Genomic DNA, 18258 nt, shown 5'->3' with positions numbered 1-18258 from the left:
TTCGCTTCTCCGACCGCGCGGCGCAGCGGTGCGGGCATCGTCGTTGTCCGCGGCCCGGTGGCCGCGCGTGCGTCACTCACAGTGCGCCCTTGGTGGAAGGAAGAATGCCCTCGGCGCGCGGGTCGCGCTCGGAGGCGTAGCGCAGGGCCCGGGCCAGCGCCTTGAACTGGCACTCCACGATGTGGTGCGCGTTGCGCCCGTACGGCACGTGGACGTGCAGGGCGATCTGGGCCTGGGCCACGAAGGACTCCAGGATGTGCCGGGTCATCGTCGTGTCGTACTCGCCGATCATCGGCGCCATCTTCTCGGGCTCGGTGTGCACGAGGTAGGGACGGCCGGACAGGTCGACGGTCACCTGGGCGAGCGACTCGTCCAGCGGGACGGTGCAGTTGCCGAAGCGGTAGATGCCGACCTTGTCGCCGAGCGCCTGCTTGAAGGCGGCACCGAGCGCGAGGGCGGTGTCCTCGATGGTGTGGTGGGAGTCGATGTGCAGGTCGCCCTCGGTCTTCACCGTGAGGTCGAACAGGCCGTGCCGGCCGAGCTGGTCGAGCATGTGGTCGTAGAAGCCGACGCCGGTCGACACGTCGACCTTGCCCGATCCGTCGAGGTCGATCTCGACGAGGACGGACGTCTCCTTCGTCACCCGCTCCACGCGTCCTACGCGGTTCATGCGCTCTGCTCCTTCTTCAAGTCACGTACCGCGTCGAGGAACGCGTCGTTTTCCTCCGGGGTTCCTGCGGAGACCCGCAGCCACCCCGGTACGCCGTTGTCCCGGACCAGGACGCCCCGGTCGAGGATGTGCCGCCAGGCCTCCTGGGAGTCGGCGAACCGGCCGAACTGCACGAAGTTGGCGTCCGACTCGATCACCTCGAAGCCGAGGGCGAGCAGTTCGGCGACCAGCCGGTCCCGCTCGGCCTTCAGCTGCTCCACGTATCCGAGCAGGACGTCGGTGTGCTCCAGGGCGGCCAGCGCGGTCGCCTGGGTGACGGCCGACAGGTGGTACGGGAGCCGGACGAGCTGTACGGCGTCCACCACGGCGGGGTGGGCGGCGAGATAGCCGAGGCGCAGTCCCGCCGCGCCGAAGGCCTTCGACATCGTGCGGGAGACGACGAGATTCGGCCGTCCTTCGAGCAGCGGCAGCAGCGAGTCGCCGTGGCTGAACTCGACGTACGCCTCGTCGACGACGACCATCGACGGCTTGGCCCGCTGGGCGGCCTCGTAGAGCGCGAGGACCGTCTCGGGCGGGACCGCGTTGCCCGTGGGGTTGTTGGGGGTGGTGATGAAGACGACGTCGGGCCGGTTCTCGGCCACGGCCTGCTCGGCGGCGGCGACGTCGATGGTGAAGTCCGCGTTGCGCGGCCCCGAGATCCAGGCCGTGCCCGTGCCGCGCGCGATGAGCGCGTGCATCGAGTACGAGGGTTCGAAGCCGATCGCGGTGCGGCCGGGTCCGCCGAAGGTCTGGAGGAGCTGCTGGATGACCTCGTTCGAGCCGTTGGCCGCCCACACGTTCTCGGTGGTGACCGGGTGCTTGCCGGTCTTCGTCAGATAGGCGGCGAGCTCGGTGCGCAGCTCGACCGCGTCCCGGTCGGGGTAGCGGTTGAGCCCGCGGGCCGCGTCACGGACGCGCTCGGCGATCCGCTCGACGAGCGGCTCGGGCAGCGGGTAGGGGTTCTCGTTGGTGTTCAGCCGTACGGGGACGTCGAGTTGGGGCGCCCCGTAGGGGGACTTGCCGCGCAGCTCGTCCCGGACGGGGAGATCGTCGATGCCGGTCACTTGCCCTCGGGTACCTTCCATCCGAACCGCGCCTTGATCGCCGCTCCGTGAGCGGGCAGGTCCTCAGCCTCCGCGAGCGTCACCACGTGGTGGGCGACGTCGGCGAGGGCGTCCTTCGTGTAGTCGACGATGTGGATGCCGCGCAGGAAGGACTGGACGGACAGGCCCGAGGAGTGGCAGGCGCAGCCGCCGGTGGGCAGGACGTGGTTGGAGCCCGCCGCGTAGTCGCCCAGCGAGACGGGGGCCCAGGGGCCGACGAAGATCGCTCCGGCGTTCCTGACCCGGTCGGCGACGGCGGCCGCGTCCGCCGTCTGGATCTCCAGGTGTTCGGCGCCGTACGCGTTGACGACGCGCAGGCCCTCGTCGACGCCGTCGACGAGGACGATCGCGGACTGCCGGCCGTCGAGGGCCGGGACGATGCGGTCGTCGATGTGCTTGGTGGCCGCGATCTGCGGCTCCAGCTCCTTCTCCACGGCGTCCGCGAGGGACACGGAGTCGGTGACCAGGACGGCGGCGGCGAGCGGGTCGTGCTCGGCCTGGCTGATCAGGTCGGAGGCGACGTGCACCGGGTCGGCGGTGTCGTCCGCGAGGACGGCGATCTCGGTCGGTCCGGCTTCGGCGTCGATGCCGATCCGGCCGGTGAAGTAGCGCTTGGCGGCGGCGACCCAGATGTTGCCGGGGCCGGTCACCATGTCGACGGACGGGCAGGACTCGGTGCCGTACGCGAACATCGCGACGGCCGTGGCGCCGCCGGCCGCGTACACCTCGTCGACGCCGAGGAGGGCGCAGGCGGCGAGGATCGTGGGGTGCGGGAGGCCGCCGAACGCGGACTGGGCCGGCGAGGCGAGCGCGATGGACCCGACGCCGGCTTCCTGCGCCGGGACCACGTTCATGATCACGGAGGACGGGTACACGGACCGCCCACCGGGCGCGTACAGCCCGACGCGGTCGACCGGCACCCACTTCTCGGTGACCGAGCCGCCGGGCACCACCTGGGTGGTGTGCGTCGTCCGGCGCTGTTCGCGGTGGACCAGGCGGGCGCGGCGGATGGACTCCTCCAGGGCCGCGCGCACGGCGGGGTCGAGCCGCTCCAGCGCGTCGGCGAGGGCCTCGGCGGGAACCCGTACGGACTCCAGCCGGACACCGTCGAACTTCTCCGCGAAGTCGATCAGCGCCGCGTCGCCCCGATGATGCACGGCCTCGCAGATCGGACGCACCTTCTCCAGGGCGGCCGAGACGTCGAAGTCGGCTCGGGGCAGCAGGTCGCGCAGGGCGGTGCCCTCGGGGAGGGCGTCGCCGCGCAGATCGATTCGAGAGATCACGGGGACAATTCTCTCAGACGGCGCGGAGCCGCAGGACGCCTGTATCAATGGCTGATACAAGCCACCTTCGGTTCACCGGAAGATCCCCTTCACCTATAGCGTTCGGGCGGTCACTGAGCGGGCATTGCACGCATGTACGAAACCCGCGAGTAGCCGGGGAGGAAGGGACGTGCCGTGACCGAGGGTGCCGGCCTCCGCACCGGAGATCTGCCGGACGAACTGACCGCCGCCGAGGCCGGGATGTGGCAGGCGTTCCGCAACGGCAGCATGTACGACCTGAGCAGCGGGGACAGCACCGCCGACGATCCGCACGGCGGCCATCCCTGGGGGCCCGAGCGGAGCGTCCGGGCCCGGATCGTCGCCTGGCTGCTGCTCGACGGGCCGCCGCCCCTGCAGGGCCGGGTCGCCTCCCTGAAGCTGACCGGCGTGCTGATCACCGGAGTGCTCGACCTCGCGGGCGGCACGGTGGTGCCGTACGTGGAGCTGAAGGGGTGCCGCTTCGAGAAGGAGGTCCTGCTTCCGGAGTCCCGCTTCACGACCGCACGGCTGGTGGACTGCGCGGTGCCGCGCCTGGAGGCGGCCCGGCTGCACACCGAGGGCGATCTGCACCTGCCCCGCTGCCGCTTCCACAACGGCGTCCGGCTGACCGACGCGCACATCGGCACGGACCTGCTGCTCAACCAGGCCGTGGTCTACCGGGACCGGCGCGGGCGTTCGATCACGGGCGACGGCATGACCGTCGGGCAGGACCTCCAGGCGGAGATGCTGGAGTCGCACGGCGAGCTGAGCCTGCGCGGCGCCACCGTCGGCGTCTCGCTGAGCCTGCGCGGCAGCCTGCTCAGCAACCCGTACGCGCAGCTCGCCCTCAACGCCCCCCAACTGACCGTCAACCGCACGGTGTACCTGACCCCCGCCGGCCTCGGCAATCCGGTGCTGACCAGCGGCACCACCCCGGCGCGCGGCACGCTGGTGCAGCGGTTCGAGTGCCGGGGCGGCATCCGCCTGGACGACGGGCGGTTCGGTGACGCCCTCGACCTGGAACGGGCCCGCTTCGTCCTCGGCGAGGACCAGGAGCTGTCGCTGCGCCGGGTGCAGACACCGGAGCTGCGCTTCCTCGGCGAGGCGCCGGAGCGCGGCAAGGTCGTGTTGTCCGGCGCACGGATCGGCAACCTGGTCGACCGGGCGTCCAGCTGGCCCGCCCCCGGCGCGCTGCACATGGGCGGATTCACCTACGAGAGCCTGGTGCCGCAGGGGGCCTTCCCGCTGACCCGCCGCCTGGAGTGGGTCGCGGCGGCGACCGCCGAGTACAACCCGGAGCCGTACGAGCGACTGGCCGCCGTGCTGCGCAGCTCCGGCGAGGACGAGGACGCCCGCGAGGTGCTGCTCGCCAAGCAGCGCCGCCGCCGCGAGACCCTCCCTCTCGCCGCCAAGCTCTGGGGGTACGCGCAGGACTGGACGGTCGCGTACGGGTACCGGCCGGGCCGGGCCGCCCTGTGGATGGCGGTGCTGTGGGCGGCGGCGTCGGTCGCCTTCGCGCACGCCGACCATCCGCCGGTCGACACCGGCTCCCATCCCCAGTGGAACGCCTCGCTCTTCGCCCTGGACCTGCTGCTGCCGGTGATCGACCTGGGCCAGGTCGGGGCCTGGCAGCTGCGCGGCGGCTGGCAGTGGCTGTCCGCGGCCGTGATCCTCCTCGGCTGGATCCTGGCGACGACGGTGGCGGCCGGCGCGACCCGGCTGCTGCGGCGCGGCTGAGGCGGCGGCCCGTGGCCTCGGGCAGGTCCGGCACGTCGCCTCGGGCCTCCTGTCCGCGCGCACCCCGCTGCCCCGCCCGGGCGGCCGGCACGCTCGGCGGGCGCTCCGGCGCCGGTCCGGCACCTCACCGCGGCCGGACACCGGAACGAGCCACTCTTTGCCCGTCCTTGACCCGACGGGAAGCAACCGCACGACGGTTACGAAAGCGTCACCGCGTCCCTCTGGCGCAGCCCCGACCTGCGGTTTTCAATGGTCCACACCATGGCACTGCTGCGCGCACTCATCCGTACGGCCCGGATGGCACGGAACACCTCCCGCCTCGCCGTCGGGCTGCCCGCCGACGACGAGGTGCTGCTCGACGCGCCCGACGAACGCCTCGGCCCCGCGCTCGTCGCGGCGGGCCGCGGCGAGTACGCCCCCGCCGCCAAGCTGCTCGCCGCCACCCGCGACTCCGCCGAGTGGGAGAACCGCGACCGGTACGCCCTGCGCCTCGCGACCTTCGCGCGCTCCCGCGACCAGTGGCTGCGGGAGTGGCAGGCCGCCGACCCGCACGACCCGGACGCGCTGCTCGTCAGGGCGGAGCTGGCGGTGCGGCGCGGCTGGGAGTCGCCCGCGCGGGCCGAGCTGCTGCGCGAGGTGGGCCCGCTGATCACGTCCGCCGCCGAGGGCGATCGGCGCGACCCGGTGCCGTGGCGGATCGCCCTCGACCACGCGCGCGGCACGAACCTCGGGCACACCGCGTTCGAGCGGCTGTGGAGCGAGGCCGTCCGGCGCTCACCGCACCACTACGGCTGCCACGTGGCCGCCCTCCAGTACCTGTCGGCCGCCTGGTACGGCTCGCACCGGGAGTGCTTCGACTTCGCCGAGCCGGCCGCGCAGGACGCCTTGCCGGGCTCCCTCGTGCAGGCGCTGCCGGTCCGCGCGGCCTTCGCGTACCTCACCGAGGGCGGCGGTCCCGGCGTGCCGCGGAAGAGGCTGGACGCGGCGGCCGACCTCGCGATCGAGGTCTCCGCGTCCTACGCCGCCGCCGACCCCTGGCCGGCCGAGGTGCGCAACCTGCTGACCTACGTCCTCATACGCCTCGACCGCTGGCAGGACGCGCTGGAACAGCTGCGCCTCATCGGCCCGTACGCGACCTCGTTCCCCTGGGACAGGGTCTCCGACGACCCGCTCGGCCAGTTCCTGGAGATGCGCGACGGCGTCCGTCTGGAGGTCGCGGCGGGGCTTCCGCTGCGGGCTCCGCGCCCCGATCGGCATCCAGTCGGTGGGCGCCGCGGACGTGATCGCTCCGGCGACCATTAGGCTTTCGCGTCGTGACCACCGTCCGGCTCCCGCTCTTCCCCCTGAACTCGGTGTTGTTCCCCGGGCTCGTGCTTCCTCTGAACGTGTTCGAGGAGCGCTATCGCGCGATGATGCGCGATCTGCTCAAGATCGCCGAGGACGAACCGCGCCGCTTCGCGGTCGTCGCCATCCGCGACGGCCACGAGGTCTCGCCCAGCGCTCCCGGCATGCCCGACCAGACCGCCGTGCCCGAGCGCGGGCCCGCGGCGGGCTTCGGCGACGACCCGGTGAAGGCCTTCCACGCGGTCGGCTGCATCGCGGACGCGGCGACCGTCCGGGAGCGCGCCGACGGCAGCTTCGAGGTGCTGGCGACCGGTACGACCCGCGTCCGGCTCCTGTCGGTGGACGCCTCCGGGCCGTATCTGACGGCCGAGCTGGAGGAGCTGCCGGAAGAGCCCGGCGAGGAGGCGGGCGCGCTCGCCGAGGGCGTGCTGCGCGCCTTCCGCCAGTACCAGAAGCGGCTGGCCGGAGCGCGCGAGCGTTCGCTGTCGAGCGGCGCGGACCTGCCGGACGAGCCGGCCGTCGTCTCCTACCTCGTCGCGGCCGCCGTGATGCTGGACGTCCCGGCCCGGCAGAGCCTGCTCCAGGCCCCGGACACGGCGTCCCGGCTGCGCGAGGAGCTGAAACTGCTGCGCACCGAGACGGCCATCATCCGTAATCTGCCGTCGTTGCCCGCGTCGGAACTGACGCGCGGCCCGACAAGCCTGAACTGACGTTTGCGGGAAGGCCGATGGCGAAGAAGCCGAAGAAGCAGCAGCCCGGAGGAACCCCGGCGACGGTGGCGCTGACGGAGGCGGGTGTGCCCTACACGGTCCACGCGTACGAGCACGACCCCTCCCATCCGTCGTACGGCGAGGAGGCCGCCGAGGCCATGGGCGTCTCCCCGGAGCGGGTCTTCAAGACCCTGGTGGCGGACGTGGACGGGGCGCTGGTGGTCGCGGTGGTCCCGGTGGCGGGCTCGCTCGACCTGAAGGCCCTCGCCACGGCGGTGGGCGGCAAGCGGGCCGCGATGGCCGACCCCGCGGCGGCGGAGCGCACGACGGGCTACGTCCGGGGCGGGATCTCGCCGCTCGGCCAGCGCAAGCGGCTCCGCACGGTGCTGGACGCGTCGGCGTCGGCCCACGCCACGATCTGCGTCTCGGCGGGCCGTCGCGGCCTGGAGGTCGAGCTCTCCCCGGCCGACCTGGCGCAGCTCACGGAGGCGGTGTCCGCGCCCGTCGGACGGGCGTGACTCCCGGAAACCGGCGCACACCGGCCGTGGCCCGCGGTTGCCGCCCGGCGAGGGCCGCGCGGAGGCGCCCTGCGCACGCTCTCGACGGATGTCCCGTCCTCGGTTAAGCACGGGGGACATGTCGAAAAGAACGCGCAAACGCAAGTGGCGCACCAGGAAGGGCCCCTCGAACCACGGCCGCCGTCCGGCTTGACCCACGCTCCGCACCACGGCACCACCGGCCGGGACCGGTCCTCCTCGGAAGCCCAGGGTCCGGCCGGTCCCGCACGAGGTCCTAGACGGGACCGGAAGGCGTCGACTGGTAGGGGCTCTGCTGGTACGGGTCGGGGTCCCGGGGTCCGAACAGGGCCGTGAGGGCCAGATGGACGACCAGGGCGGTCAGCGACCACGCGAGCAGCGCGCCCTTCGCGCCGAGCTTCAGCGGCGCGGAGAACGTGACGCCCTTGCCGACGGCCTTGGCGTGCGCGACCACGTTCTGCGTCGGACCGAGCCAGACCCCGATGCGCCAGGCGAGCACCGAGCCCAGCAGGCCTCCGAGGGCGAGCGCGACCACCAGCGGCACACCACCGCGCCGGCGCAGCAGGAACACGACCAGCGCGCTCAGCGCGCCGAAGCCCAGGGCGAGAAGAGTGAACGTTCCATCGACACCGATGGCCTGCTCCCCCTCGGTGTCCTTGAGGTACACCGCGGTGTCGTCCGCGATCAGCGGCACGTGCGGCGCCAGCCACCACCAGAGGACTCCGAGGAGCGCCCCCGCGAGCGCCACCGCCACCGTGATCACGGCGGCTTCCCGCAGTTCGGTCTTCATCCCGGGTCCGTCCTGTCCGTAGGAGGCCTCGTACGCGGCGGGGTACGCGGGGTGTGCCGCGGGTCCGTGCGTCTGCGGGGCCTGCCAGGCATGGTGCGGTTGCTGCCGGTTCTGGGGGGACTGTTCGTGCGGCGGCGGAGGTGGAGTCAGCGGAGCGGTCACCCTGACATCGTGCCAGGCCCCGCTGTCACCCGCGTCACCGGACGGCCGCCCGGCGGTAGGCCCAGGTCGCCAGGGCCAGGGACGCGACCGCGACCCCGGCGCAGACGGCCAGATCACCGAGCACCGCGGCCCAGTCGGGCGCCGCGGCGAAGGTGCGGGCGAAGGCCTCGACGCCGTAGGTCGAGGGCAGCAGATCGCGGGCGTACTGGACCGCGGTCGGCATCCGGTCGGCGGGCAGCACCCCCAGCAGCAACGCGGCCGACATGCCCAGCTGCCCGAGCAGTGTGGCCAGCTCGGGCCGGGGCGCGAGCAGCCCGAACGCCGCCCCGAGACCGGCGAGCGCGGCACCCGCGAGGGGGACGACCGCGGCGAGCACCCACAGATGGGCGAGCGGCAGTCCGAAGAGCACGCATCCGAAGGCGGCGGTGACCAGGGTTCCGGGCACGGTGAAGGACGCGTACGCGGCCGCGGCCCCGAGCACCACGGCCGCCGGAGGCACGGGCAGCGTCGCGTAGTGGTCGAGCCCGCCGCTCGCCCGGAGCTGTCCGAAGTACTGCGCGAGCAGGTTGAGGGCGACGAACGCGACGACCAGGACGGTCGACCCGGCCACCACTGCCCGTGCCTCGGCGCCGCCGTCCACCACTCCGCGCATCATGATCATGATGCCGACGGACTGGAAGGTGGCCACGAACAGCAGCGGGATCCGCGCGACACGGGCCCGGGAGAGCTGCGCCCGGTACACGGCGGCCAGCGACGGCCAGAGCCGCGCGGGCGGCCCCAGCTCAGCGGCGCCGGTGTCCGCGGCCAGGGGCAGCGCACTGCCCGGCAGAACTCCGGCGGGTACGACACTCACGTCGAGCTGCTTCCCTTCACTTCGGCAGCCGTCCTGTTCGGCACACGTACGACGCCCTCCTCCCCTACGGATTCCACGCCCCGGACACTCACGCCTTCACCAGCCCCTGCGTCGCGTGGCCGCCGAGGGCGAGGTACACGTCCTCCAGGCTCGGCGTGGCCAGGGTGAAGTCGTCGAGGGCGGCGAAGGCGGCACCCCCGGTGACCGTGGCCACGGCGGCGCGGGCCTCCTCCGGCGCGAGCCGCAGCGTCCAGCGGCGGCCGGACTCGACGGCGCGGTCGCGCAGCGCGGCGACCTCGGGGACATGGAGCGGGGCGCTCGTACGCCAGACGAGTTCCACCCGCACCTCGCCCGCGACGCGTTCCTTGAGCCCGGCCGGGGTGTCGCAGGCGATGACCCGCCCCTCGTCCATGACGGCGACCCGGTCGAGGACGGTCTCGGCCTCGATGACGTTGTGGGTGACGAGCAGGACCGTGGCGCCCTGTTCCACCCGGCGCCGGTCGACCGCGGCCCAGACGGCGCGCCGGGCGACCGGGTCCATGCCGGTGGTGGGCTCGTCGAGGACCAGCAGCGGGCGCTGTCCGACGAGTGCGGCGGCCAGGCAGGCCAGCCTGCGCTGCCCGCCGGACAGCTTCTTCAGGGGGCGCGTGGCGAGCGGGGTCAGGCCCAGTTCGTCGAGGACGGCGTCGCGCTCGGCCCGGGCGGTGCGCAGGTCGAGTCCGCGCAGCCGTCCGGTCGTCTCGGCGGCGAGGGAGACGGTCAGCTCGTCGAGGGCGGTGGACTCCTGCCCGAGATAGGCGAGGATCCGTGCGGCCCGCTCGGGGTGGCGCACGATGTCGTGCCCGAGGATCTCGACGCTGCCGCTGTCGGGGCGCATCAGCCCGGTCAGCTGGCGGACCAGGGTGGACTTGCCGGCGCCGTTCGGGCCGAGGAGCCCGAAGATCTCACCGCGGCGGATGTCCAGACGTACGTCGTCGGTGGCCCTGACCTCGGGCGTCGCCGGGGTGCCACGACGGCCGCGGACGGCCGGATAGGTCTTGGTCAGACCGCGCACGGCGCACACGACATCGCCCCTGTGCCCCATCCGGACCGCCTGTGCCGTGCGCGTACTCACGAAGGACGAGAGTACGGGGTCCGATGCCCCGTTATGCGCCCGGGGCCGGGGCAGGGCCCCCGCGAGGGCCCTCGCACGCCCTCTCCGGAGGCTTCGGATCACTCCCCGGCGGGTGCGTGTTCGGTGGCCGTGCGCACGTCGATCTCGCGCCAGAAGCCGGCCCGGATCGCGTACCGGTCGTGCTCGTCGATCTGGTCGTCCTTGTGCGCGAGCAGGCCGAACCGGGCCGCGTAGCGCAGCAGTTCACCGTCGACCCGGTGCGGGACGCGGGGGTACATCGCCGACAGCTTCTGCAGATGACCGGCGTCGGCGAGGCGTGCCATCCAGCGGCGGGCGAAGACCTGCCCGACCTCGTACGGATCGCCGCCGACGGTCGTGATGTCCTCCTCGCGGTCCGCCCAGCGCTGCTCGGCGGTGGTGAGCTGCGCGAGGGTGGGCAGCGCGGCGGCGTCGGCCGGCTCGGCCACTCCCCCGGGCCGGTCGACCCAGCCCTTGTCCGAGGACCAGCGCAGGGTGGCGTTCGTGGGGTGCTGGGCGGCCTGGGTGCCCGGTCCGCGCAGCGCGGCCAGGTCCTTGGGGGTCGGTACACCCTTGGGGGCGGGCACGCGCTCCTGGACGCCGTTCTGCGATTCGGCGGCCTGGTGGTGCTCGGGCTCCGGGGCGGAGTGCTCGGCCGCCGCCGCGAGGGCCGACTCGGGCAGCGGCGCGGAGAGGATCGCGGCGATTTCCGGACGCGGCACGGGGGGCGGCGCGCAGACCCCGCCGAAGTCCTTCGCGCGGACCGCCTTGGTGATCCAGACACGGTCGAGGACCCGGCGCTCGTCCGCCTCGGCCACCAGGTCCTCGGACTGGTTGTAGTCACCGTCCGCGGCCTGCACGGCCCACAGGTGCACGGCGACGCCGTGCTCCTTGGCGGCCATCATGCCCGGCAGCAGATCCCCGTCGCCGGTCACCAGGACCACGTCGGAACAGGCGCGGTTGCGGGCCAGCTCGGTCAGTTCGGCGTGCATCGCGGCGTCCACGCCCTTCTGCGCCCAACGCCCGTCGCTGCGGGTCAGCGCGCCGAGGCGCACGGTCACCCTGGGCATCACGCGCAGCCTGCGGTGTTCCGGCTGCGGTACGCGGTCGGGGGCGCCGTCGAACCAGTAGATGCGCAGCAACGGCCGCTCGGTGTCGGCCTCGGCGCGCTCGCGCAGGCCCTGGATGAGGGCGGCGTGGTCGACGGTGATCCGGGAGCGTGAAGGCTCCCCGGCGAGAAGGCTGGCAGCAGCCCCGAGCAGATACCCGGCGTCCACCAGGACGATGCAGCGGTCCACGCGGTCCACCCTCTTTCCGGGAGGTTTGCTTCGGGCTTTCTTGGAGTCTGCCCGACCGTGCGGAGGTTAACGGCCGGAACTCGATCTTCGGCGTGGCGAATCGGGAGGGCACGTACCGACAGGGCTTATTACGCACGGTAATTCTAGGAAATGCGCCACTTGCCAGCCTATGTGAATCTGGTCGCGGCCCTGGCCCCTAGATCCCCCTCAGGAGGCATCACCATGGCCAAGAACAAGAATCGCAAGCAGAGCGGCCAGCAGGACCGCTCCTCGCAGGCCGAGCGGGCGCAGGAGCAGGCGCAGCGGTCGTCCGCGGAAGCACAGCAGTCGCCGATGTCGCAGGCTCAGGGCAGCCCCGCTGACGTTGCCCGTAAGCATCAGAAGCGCTTCGGCCACAACTGAGGCTGCTGCGTGGGCCGTTGAGGTCCAGGGTCCGTAGCAAGGCCCGCCGGGCCGCTGAAGCCCGGGCATGATTCGAGGGGCGCATCCGCGTGCGGATGCGCCCCTCGCGCAGGTCACTTGGGCCGGCCCCCGCGGGGCCGGTGGGCGCTCAGCCCGCCAGGCAAGACGGGCCGAGCAGCACCTTCAGGTCGCCGAAGAGCGCCGGGTCGGGCTTCACGCGGTGCCGGTCGAGCCGCAGCACCGTGGTCTTGCGCGGTCCCTGGAGCTTGATGCGGACCTCGCTCTCGCCCTTGTGGTGGCTGAGGATCTCGCCGAGCCGGCTGACCATGGGCGGGGTGACCTTCAGCGCCGGGATGGTGAGGATCACGGGCGCGTTGGTGCCGGCGTTGGACAGGTCGGGGACCTGGAGTTCCATCGCGACCAGACGCGGCACGTCCTCGCGCTTGTCGAGACGTCCCTTGACGAAGACCACGGCGTCCTCGACGAGTTGGGTCGAGACCAGCTGGTAGGTCGCCGGGAAGAACATGCACTCGATGGAGCCCGCGAGGTCCTCGACGGTGGCGATCGCCCAGGCGTTGCCCTGCTTGGTCATCTTGCGCTGGAGGCCCGAGATGATGCCGCCGATGGTCACGACGGCGCCGTCCCCGTGCTCGCCGCCGGTCAGCTGCGAGATGCCCGCGTCCGCCTTGTCGGACAGGACGTGCTCCAGGCCGAAGAGCGGGTGGTCGGAGACGTACAGGCCGAGCATCTCCCGCTCCTGGGCGAGCAGATAGACCTTGTCCCACTCGTCGGTGGTGAACTCCACGTCGAGTCCGAAGCCGGGCTCGCTGGTGGCTTCGTCGCCCATGCCGCCGAAGAGGTCGAACTGGCCCTCGGCCTCCTTGCGCTTGACCGCCACCACGTTGTCGATCATCGGCTCGAACTGCGCGGTGAGGCCCTTGCGGGTGTGCCCCATCGTGTCGAAGGCGCCCGCCTTGATCAGCGATTCCGTGGTGCGCTTGTTGCAGGCGACGGCCTCGACCTTGTCGAGGTAGTCGGGGAACGAGCCGTACTTCCCCTTGGCCTTGCGGCTGCGGATGATCGACTCCACCACGTTCGTACCGACGTTGCGGACGGCGGAGAGGCCGAAGAGGATCACGTCGTCGCCCTGGGCGGCGAAGTTCTGCTCGGACTCGTTCACGTTGGGCGGCAGCACCTTGATGCCCATGCGCCGGCACTCGTTGAGGTAGACGGCCGACTTGTCCTTGTCGTCCTTGACCGAGGTGAGCAGCGCCGCCATGTACTCGGCGGGGTAGTTCGCCTTCAGGTAGCCGGTCCAGTACGACACGAGTCCGTACGCGGCGGAGTGCGCCTTGTTGAAGGCGTATCCGGCGAAGGGGACCAGTACGTCCCACAGGGCCTGGATCGCCTCGTCGCTGTAGTTGTTCTTGCGCGCGCCCGCCTGGAAGAGGACGAAGTTCTTCGCCAGCTCGTCGGCCTTCTTCTTGCCCATCACACGGCGCAGGATGTCGGCCTCGCCGAGCGAGTACCCGGCGATGATCTGGGCGGCCTTCTGGACCTGCTCCTGGTAGACGATCAGGCCGTAGGTGACCGCGAGGACCTCCTGGAGCGGCTCCTCCAGCTCCTTGTGGATCGGCGTGATCTCCTGGCGGTTGTTCTTGCGCTCCGCGTAGTTGATGTGCGAGTTCATGCCCATGGGGCCCGGCCGGTAGAGGGCCGAGACGGCGGAGATGTCCTCGAAGTTGTCGGGCTGCATCTGGCGGAGCAGCGAGCGCATCGGGCCGCCGTCGAACTGGAAGACACCGAGGGTGTCACCGCGGCAGAGCAGTTCGAAGGTCTTCGGGTCGTCCAGCGGCAGGGCGAGCATCTCCAGGTCGACGCCCTTGTTGGCCTTCACCATCTTGATGGCGTCGTCCATGATCGTGAGGTTGCGCAGGCCGAGGAAGTCCATCTTCAGCAGGCCCAGCGACTCGCACTGGGGGTAGTCCCACTGCGTGATGGTCACACCGTCGGAGTGCCGCACCCAGATCGGGGCGTGGTCGACGATGGGCTCGCTGGACATGATCACGCCGGCCGCGTGGACGCCCATCTGCCGGACCAGGCCCTCGACGCCCTTGGCGGTGTCGATGACCTTCTTGACGTCCGGCTCGTTCTCGTACATCGCGCGGATCTCGCCCGCCTCGCCGTAGCGGGGGTGCGAGGAGTCGGTGATGCCGTTGAGGTCGATGCCCTTGCCGAGGACGTCGGCGGGCATCGCCTTGGTGAGCCGGTCGCCCATCGCGTACGGGTAGCCCAGCACGCGCGCGGAGTCCTTGATGGCGTTCTTCGCCTTGATCTTGCCGTACGTGCCGATCATGGCGACCTTGTCGGCGCCGTACTTCTCGGTCACGTACCTGATCACCTCGACGCGCCTGCGCTCGTCGAAGTCGATGTCGACGTCGGGCATGGAGACGCGCTCGGGGTTCAGGAACCGCTCGAAGATCAGGCCGTGCGGGATCGGGTCGAGGTCGGTGATACCCATGGCGTAGGCGACGATCGAACCGGCCGCAGAGCCACGGCCCGGGCCCACCGCGATGCCCTGGTTCTTGGCCCACATGATGAAGTCGGCGACGACGAGGAAGTACCCCGGGAACCCCATCTGGATGATGACGTCCATCTCGTACTCGACCTGCTTCTGGCGGTCGTCGGGGACGCCGCCGGGGAAGCGGCGCTCCATGCCGAGCCGGACTTCCTCCTTGAACCAGGTGATCTCGGTGAAGCCCTCGGGGATGTCGAACTTCGGCATGAGGTTCTTCGCCTCGAACATGCCGGTCGTGTCGATCTGCTCCGCGACCAGGAGGGTGTTGGCGCAGCCCTGCTGCCAGGCCTCCGAGGAGTCGACCGCGTACATCTCGTCCGTCGACTTCAGGTAGTAGCCGGTGCCGTCGAAGCGGAAGCGGTCAGGGTCGGAGAGGTTCTTGCCGGTCTGGATGCACAGCAGGGCGTCGTGGGCGGTGGCCTCGTGCGCGTACGTGTAGTGCGAGTCGTTCGTCACCAGGGGCGGGATGCCGAGCTTCCTGCCGATCTCCAGGAGCCCGTCACGGACCCGGCGCTCGATCTCGATGCCGTGGTCCATCAGCTCCAGGAAATAGCGGTCCTTGCCGAAGATGTCCTGGTACTCGGCGGCCGCCTTCAGGGCTTCGTCGAACTGGCCGAGGCGCAGCCGGGTCTGCAGCTCGCCGGAGGGGCAGCCGGTGGAGGCGATGAGCCCCTCGGACCACTGGGAGATCGTCTCCTTGTCCATCCGGGGCCACTTCTGGAGCCAGCCCTCGGCGTACGCGTCCGAGGAGAGCTTGAAGAGGTTGTGCAGGCCCGTCCGGTTCGCCGCCCAGATCGTCTTGTGCGTGTAACCGCCCGAACCGGACACGTCGTCGCGCTTCTGGTGCGGCTGGCCCCACTGGATCTTGCGCTTGTTGCGCCGGGACTCGGGCGCGACGTACGCCTCGATGCCGATGATCGGCGTGACGCCCGCCTTCTTGGCGGTGTGGAAGAAGTCGTACGCCCCGTGCAGGTTGCCGTGGTCGCTCATCGCGATATGGGTCATACCCATGTCGTTGCACGCGTCGAACATGTCCTTGAGCCGCGCGGCACCGTCCAGCAGCGAGTACTGGGTGTGGACGTGCAGGTGCGTGAACGGCGGCTTCGACACGGTTGCGGCCTCCAAGGCGAACGATCGGCGACAGGCTGCGGACAGTCTGGGGGGACAGCGTCGAAGTCTATGACGCCCGACTGACACTCCGCGGAGCATCACCCGTACCTTCATCCGGGGTCCCGGGATCCGGGGTGTGCGTTCGCCGCCGGAGGCCGGGCACTCCGGCGTATCTTCGTCCGTTGGAAGTGGACGGACACCCTTGTCCCGGGTGCGGCGCGTCCGCTCCCTCATGTCCCGCACCACCTGCACCAGGAGGCACCCAGCGATGTCGGTTCCGCAGCTCAGCGACGAGCAACGCGGCGAGCAGATCCTCGCCGTATTCGACACCGCCTTCGGCGAGCTCCTGGCCGCCGACCCGGCCGCGTTCCGCGTGAAGTTCCGCAAGATGGCGGCCTCCGCCTTCGCGTTCTACCGCGGCACGGCCGGCCTCTTCTACCACGACCTCGAACAGGACAAGCGGGGCGGCCCGTACCTGGACGAGCGCACCTCGCGCGTGTGGATCCACGGCGACCTGCACGCGGAGAACTTCGGCACCTACATGGACGCCCAGGGCCGCCTGATCTTCAACGTGAACGACTTCGACGAGGCCTACGTCGGCCCCTTCACGTGGGACCTCAAGCGCTTCGCCGCCTCCGTGGCCCTGATCGGCTACGCGAAGGCGCTCAGCGACGACCAGATCACCGAGCTGGTCCGGATCTACGCACAGGCCTACCGCGAGCGCATCCACGCCCTCTCGACGGGCGCCAAGAACGACGAGGTGCCCCCCTTCACACTGGACACCGCCGACGGCCCGCTGCTGGGCGCGCTGCGCGTGGCCCGCTCGCTCACCCGCTTCGGGCTGCTCGACTCGATGACCGAGATCCGTGACTTCGAGCGCCGCTTCGCGCCGGGCGGCGGCTCCATCGAGCTGGACGCGGCCACGCGCTACAAGGTCCTCGCCGCCTTCGACGGCTACCTGGAGACCCTCCCGGAGTCCTCGCTGACCCGCCCCGACTCGTACCGCGTGAAGGACGTCGTGGGCCGCCGCGGCATCGGCATCGGCTCGGCCGGTCTCCCGTCGTACAACATCCTCCTGGAGGGCAACAGCGACGCCCTGGAGAACGACGTGGTGATCTACATCAAGCAGGCCCAGACCCCGGCCGTCTCCCGGCACATCACGGATCCCGCGGTCCGCGGCTACTTCCAGCACGAGGGCCACCGCACGGTGATCTCGCAGCGCGCCCTCCAGGCGCACGCGGACCCGTGGCTCGGCTGGACCGAGCTGGACGGCGCGGGCCAGCTCGTCGCCGAGGTCTCGCCGTACGCGGTGGACCTCGACTGGAGCGACCTCGACGACCCCGAGGAGATCGCCTCGGTCGTCGCGGACCTCGGCAGGGCCACCGCGGCGATGCACGCGGCGGCGGACGACGACAGCGGCCACTCGGAGCTGGTGCCGTTCTCCACGGAGCGGGCCATCGACGCGGCGATCGCCGGCGACGAGGACGGCTTCGCCGGTCTCCTGGTCGACTTCGCCCACAGCTACGGCTCCCGGGCGCGCACCGACCACCAGATCTTCGTGGACCTGTTCCGCAACGGACGGATCCCGGGCCTGTAGCCCGGCGGCCGGGTCTGCGCACCACAACGCTCCCGTAACGCACAGGCACCCTTTAGGGGGCTCTTACGGCAGCGCGTGGGAGACTCTCCTCCGCTATGGACATATCCGGGATCCAGCTCAGAGCCGTGCGCGCGGCGGTGTTCACGGCTGTCGTCGTGACGCTGTCCGCCGCGTCGCACGTGCTGCTGTCCCGGGTTCCGCTGCCGCTGACGACCGTGGCCGCGATCACCGCCGCCGTCTTCGCCGTCGCCTTCGCGCTGGCGGGCCGTGAGCGCGGCTTCGGCCGGATCGCGGCCCTGCTGATCCCGCTGGAGCTGGCCGCCGACACCGTGTTCACCACGGGCCAGCACGTCTGCTACGGCAGGGCGGGCGGCCCCGTCGCCGGCCCCCTGCGCTCCGTGGGTCTGGACGTCCTGTGCGGCGGCGGCAGCGTGGGCACGCCCCTGTCCCGGGTGACCGGGGGCGTGCCCGACCGTGCCGACGCCCTGATCGCGCACGCCGACCCGGGCGCCGCCTGGCTGCTGCTCGGCGCCCACCTCGCCGTCGGCCTGCTCGCGGCCGCCTGGCTGCGGCGTGGCGAGCGTGCCCTGGACCAGCTGCTGCGCGCGGTGGCCGCCTCGACGTTCCGCCCCCTGCTGATCGCGGTCGCCGCCGTGACCGTACGGCTCGCCCCGGCCCGTCCGCTGCCGCGTGCCCCGCGCCGGACGACCGCCGCCCGTACCCGCCGGTTCGTGCACTCCGTGGGACGACGCGGACCGCCCACCGCCGCCGCTCTCGCCTGAGCGACCGCTCCCGAGGAACGCCTCCCGAGCGGCGCTCCGCGCAATCTCCCCGCGCCACGGCTCCCCGAGCGCCGGCAGTCCCCCTCACGTACTCCGCGTACGACATGTGCGCGT

Annotated in this window: 15 protein-coding genes; 7 read left to right on the top strand and 8 right to left on the bottom strand. The window is 71.6% G+C overall.

Features of this window, described 5'->3' with window-relative positions:
* Positions 1-76: 76 nt before the first annotated feature.
* Genes hisB through hisD form a run of 3 tightly spaced genes read right to left on the bottom strand, consistent with a single transcriptional unit; the run spans position 77 to position 3095 of the window.
* Positions 77-670, bottom strand: coding sequence for an imidazoleglycerol-phosphate dehydratase HisB (gene hisB, locus ACIRQH_RS29755; protein WP_081216706.1), 594 nt, complete (start codon positions 668-670; stop codon positions 77-79).
* A complete protein-coding gene (locus tag ACIRQH_RS29750) occupies positions 667-1794 on the bottom strand; it encodes a histidinol-phosphate transaminase (RefSeq protein ID WP_404227725.1) in 1128 nt (375 codons plus the stop codon). The genes hisB and ACIRQH_RS29750 overlap by 4 nt, the downstream gene beginning before the upstream one ends.
* Positions 1770-3095, bottom strand: a complete 1326-nt coding sequence (hisD, locus tag ACIRQH_RS29745; protein ID WP_358820415.1) for a histidinol dehydrogenase — start codon at positions 3093-3095, stop codon at positions 1770-1772. The genes ACIRQH_RS29750 and hisD overlap by 25 nt, the downstream gene beginning before the upstream one ends.
* A gap of 174 nt (positions 3096-3269) precedes the next feature.
* Between hisD and ACIRQH_RS29740 the strand changes: the two genes are divergently transcribed.
* From ACIRQH_RS29740 to ybaK, 4 genes are all read left to right on the top strand, one after another.
* Positions 3270-4850: an oxidoreductase gene (locus tag ACIRQH_RS29740; RefSeq protein WP_404227723.1), complete on the top strand. Its 1581-nt coding sequence runs from the start codon at positions 3270-3272 to the stop codon at positions 4848-4850.
* Between the two features lie 249 nt (positions 4851-5099).
* Positions 5100-6152 carry a hypothetical protein gene (locus ACIRQH_RS29735; RefSeq protein ID WP_388875293.1) on the top strand — a complete coding sequence of 351 codons (1053 nt, stop codon included), beginning with the start codon at positions 5100-5102 and terminating at the stop codon, positions 6150-6152.
* Between the two features lie 11 nt (positions 6153-6163).
* Positions 6164-6904, top strand: a complete 741-nt coding sequence (locus ACIRQH_RS29730) for an LON peptidase substrate-binding domain-containing protein (RefSeq protein WP_355870087.1) — start codon at positions 6164-6166, stop codon at positions 6902-6904.
* 17 nt (positions 6905-6921) lie between these two features.
* Positions 6922-7422 carry a Cys-tRNA(Pro) deacylase gene (gene ybaK / locus ACIRQH_RS29725; protein WP_388875296.1) on the top strand — a complete coding sequence of 167 codons (501 nt, stop codon included), beginning with the start codon at positions 6922-6924 and terminating at the stop codon, positions 7420-7422.
* A 274-nt stretch (positions 7423-7696) separates the two neighbouring features.
* Here the strand turns inward: ybaK and ACIRQH_RS29720 are convergent, their stop codons facing one another.
* The 4 genes from ACIRQH_RS29720 to ACIRQH_RS29705 all read right to left on the bottom strand — a co-directional run bounded on the left by ACIRQH_RS29720 (position 7697) and on the right by ACIRQH_RS29705 (position 11675).
* Complete coding sequence (locus ACIRQH_RS29720; RefSeq protein WP_358820419.1) at positions 7697-8392, bottom strand: AAA family ATPase; 696 nt, start codon at positions 8390-8392, stop codon at positions 7697-7699.
* Between the two features lie 34 nt (positions 8393-8426).
* Positions 8427-9245, bottom strand: coding sequence for an ABC transporter permease (locus tag ACIRQH_RS29715; protein WP_358820420.1), 819 nt, complete (start codon positions 9243-9245; stop codon positions 8427-8429).
* 88 nt (positions 9246-9333) lie between these two features.
* Entirely contained in the window at positions 9334-10308 is a 975-nt protein-coding gene (locus tag ACIRQH_RS29710; protein WP_388929994.1) for an ABC transporter ATP-binding protein, read from the bottom strand.
* A 149-nt stretch (positions 10309-10457) separates the two neighbouring features.
* A complete protein-coding gene (locus ACIRQH_RS29705) occupies positions 10458-11675 on the bottom strand; it encodes an NYN domain-containing protein (protein ID WP_358820421.1) in 1218 nt (405 codons plus the stop codon).
* 222 nt (positions 11676-11897) lie between these two features.
* Between ACIRQH_RS29705 and ACIRQH_RS29700 the strand changes: the two genes are divergently transcribed.
* Positions 11898-12077, top strand: a complete 180-nt coding sequence (locus ACIRQH_RS29700) for a hypothetical protein (protein ID WP_358820422.1) — start codon at positions 11898-11900, stop codon at positions 12075-12077.
* A gap of 148 nt (positions 12078-12225) precedes the next feature.
* Here ACIRQH_RS29700 and dnaE read toward each other — a convergent pair whose 3' ends face one another.
* Complete coding sequence (gene dnaE, locus ACIRQH_RS29695; RefSeq protein WP_358820423.1) at positions 12226-15765, bottom strand: DNA polymerase III subunit alpha; 3540 nt, start codon at positions 15763-15765, stop codon at positions 12226-12228.
* A gap of 268 nt (positions 15766-16033) precedes the next feature.
* On the opposite strand from dnaE, the gene ACIRQH_RS29690 reads away from it, so the two are divergent.
* Positions 16034-17362: a DUF2252 domain-containing protein gene (locus ACIRQH_RS29690; RefSeq protein ID WP_358820424.1), complete on the top strand. Its 1329-nt coding sequence runs from the start codon at positions 16034-16036 to the stop codon at positions 17360-17362.
* Positions 17363-17457: 95 nt separating this feature from the next.
* Positions 17458-18144: a hypothetical protein gene (locus tag ACIRQH_RS29685; RefSeq protein ID WP_404227716.1), complete on the top strand. Its 687-nt coding sequence runs from the start codon at positions 17458-17460 to the stop codon at positions 18142-18144.
* Positions 18145-18258: the final 114 nt, after the last annotated feature.

The organism is Streptomyces sp. NPDC102279 (assembly GCF_044766365.1).
GTDB lineage: Bacteria > Actinomycetota > Actinomycetes > Streptomycetales > Streptomycetaceae > Streptomyces.
The sequence above is the reverse complement of the archived record's forward strand: the minus strand, read 5'-3'. Positions and strand labels throughout refer to the sequence as shown.

What these genes read in the sequence shown, in the direction of transcription:
- ACIRQH_RS29700 (WP_358820422.1), top strand. Translation starts at nt 11,898, where the DNA reads ATGGCCAAGAACAAGAATCGCAAGCAGAGCGGCCAGCAGGACCGCTCC.
- ACIRQH_RS29750 (WP_404227725.1), bottom strand. Translation starts at nt 1,794, where the DNA reads ATGGAAGGTACCCGAGGGCAAGTGACCGGCATCGACGATCTCCCCGTC.
- hisB (WP_081216706.1), bottom strand. Translation starts at nt 670, where the DNA reads ATGAACCGCGTAGGACGCGTGGAGCGGGTGACGAAGGAGACGTCCGTC.
- ACIRQH_RS29735 (WP_388875293.1), top strand. Translation starts at nt 5,100, where the DNA reads ATGGTCCACACCATGGCACTGCTGCGCGCACTCATCCGTACGGCCCGG.
- ybaK (WP_388875296.1), top strand. Translation starts at nt 6,922, where the DNA reads ATGGCGAAGAAGCCGAAGAAGCAGCAGCCCGGAGGAACCCCGGCGACG.
- ACIRQH_RS29690 (WP_358820424.1), top strand. Translation starts at nt 16,034, where the DNA reads ATGTCGGTTCCGCAGCTCAGCGACGAGCAACGCGGCGAGCAGATCCTC.
- ACIRQH_RS29685 (WP_404227716.1), top strand. Translation starts at nt 17,458, where the DNA reads ATGGACATATCCGGGATCCAGCTCAGAGCCGTGCGCGCGGCGGTGTTC.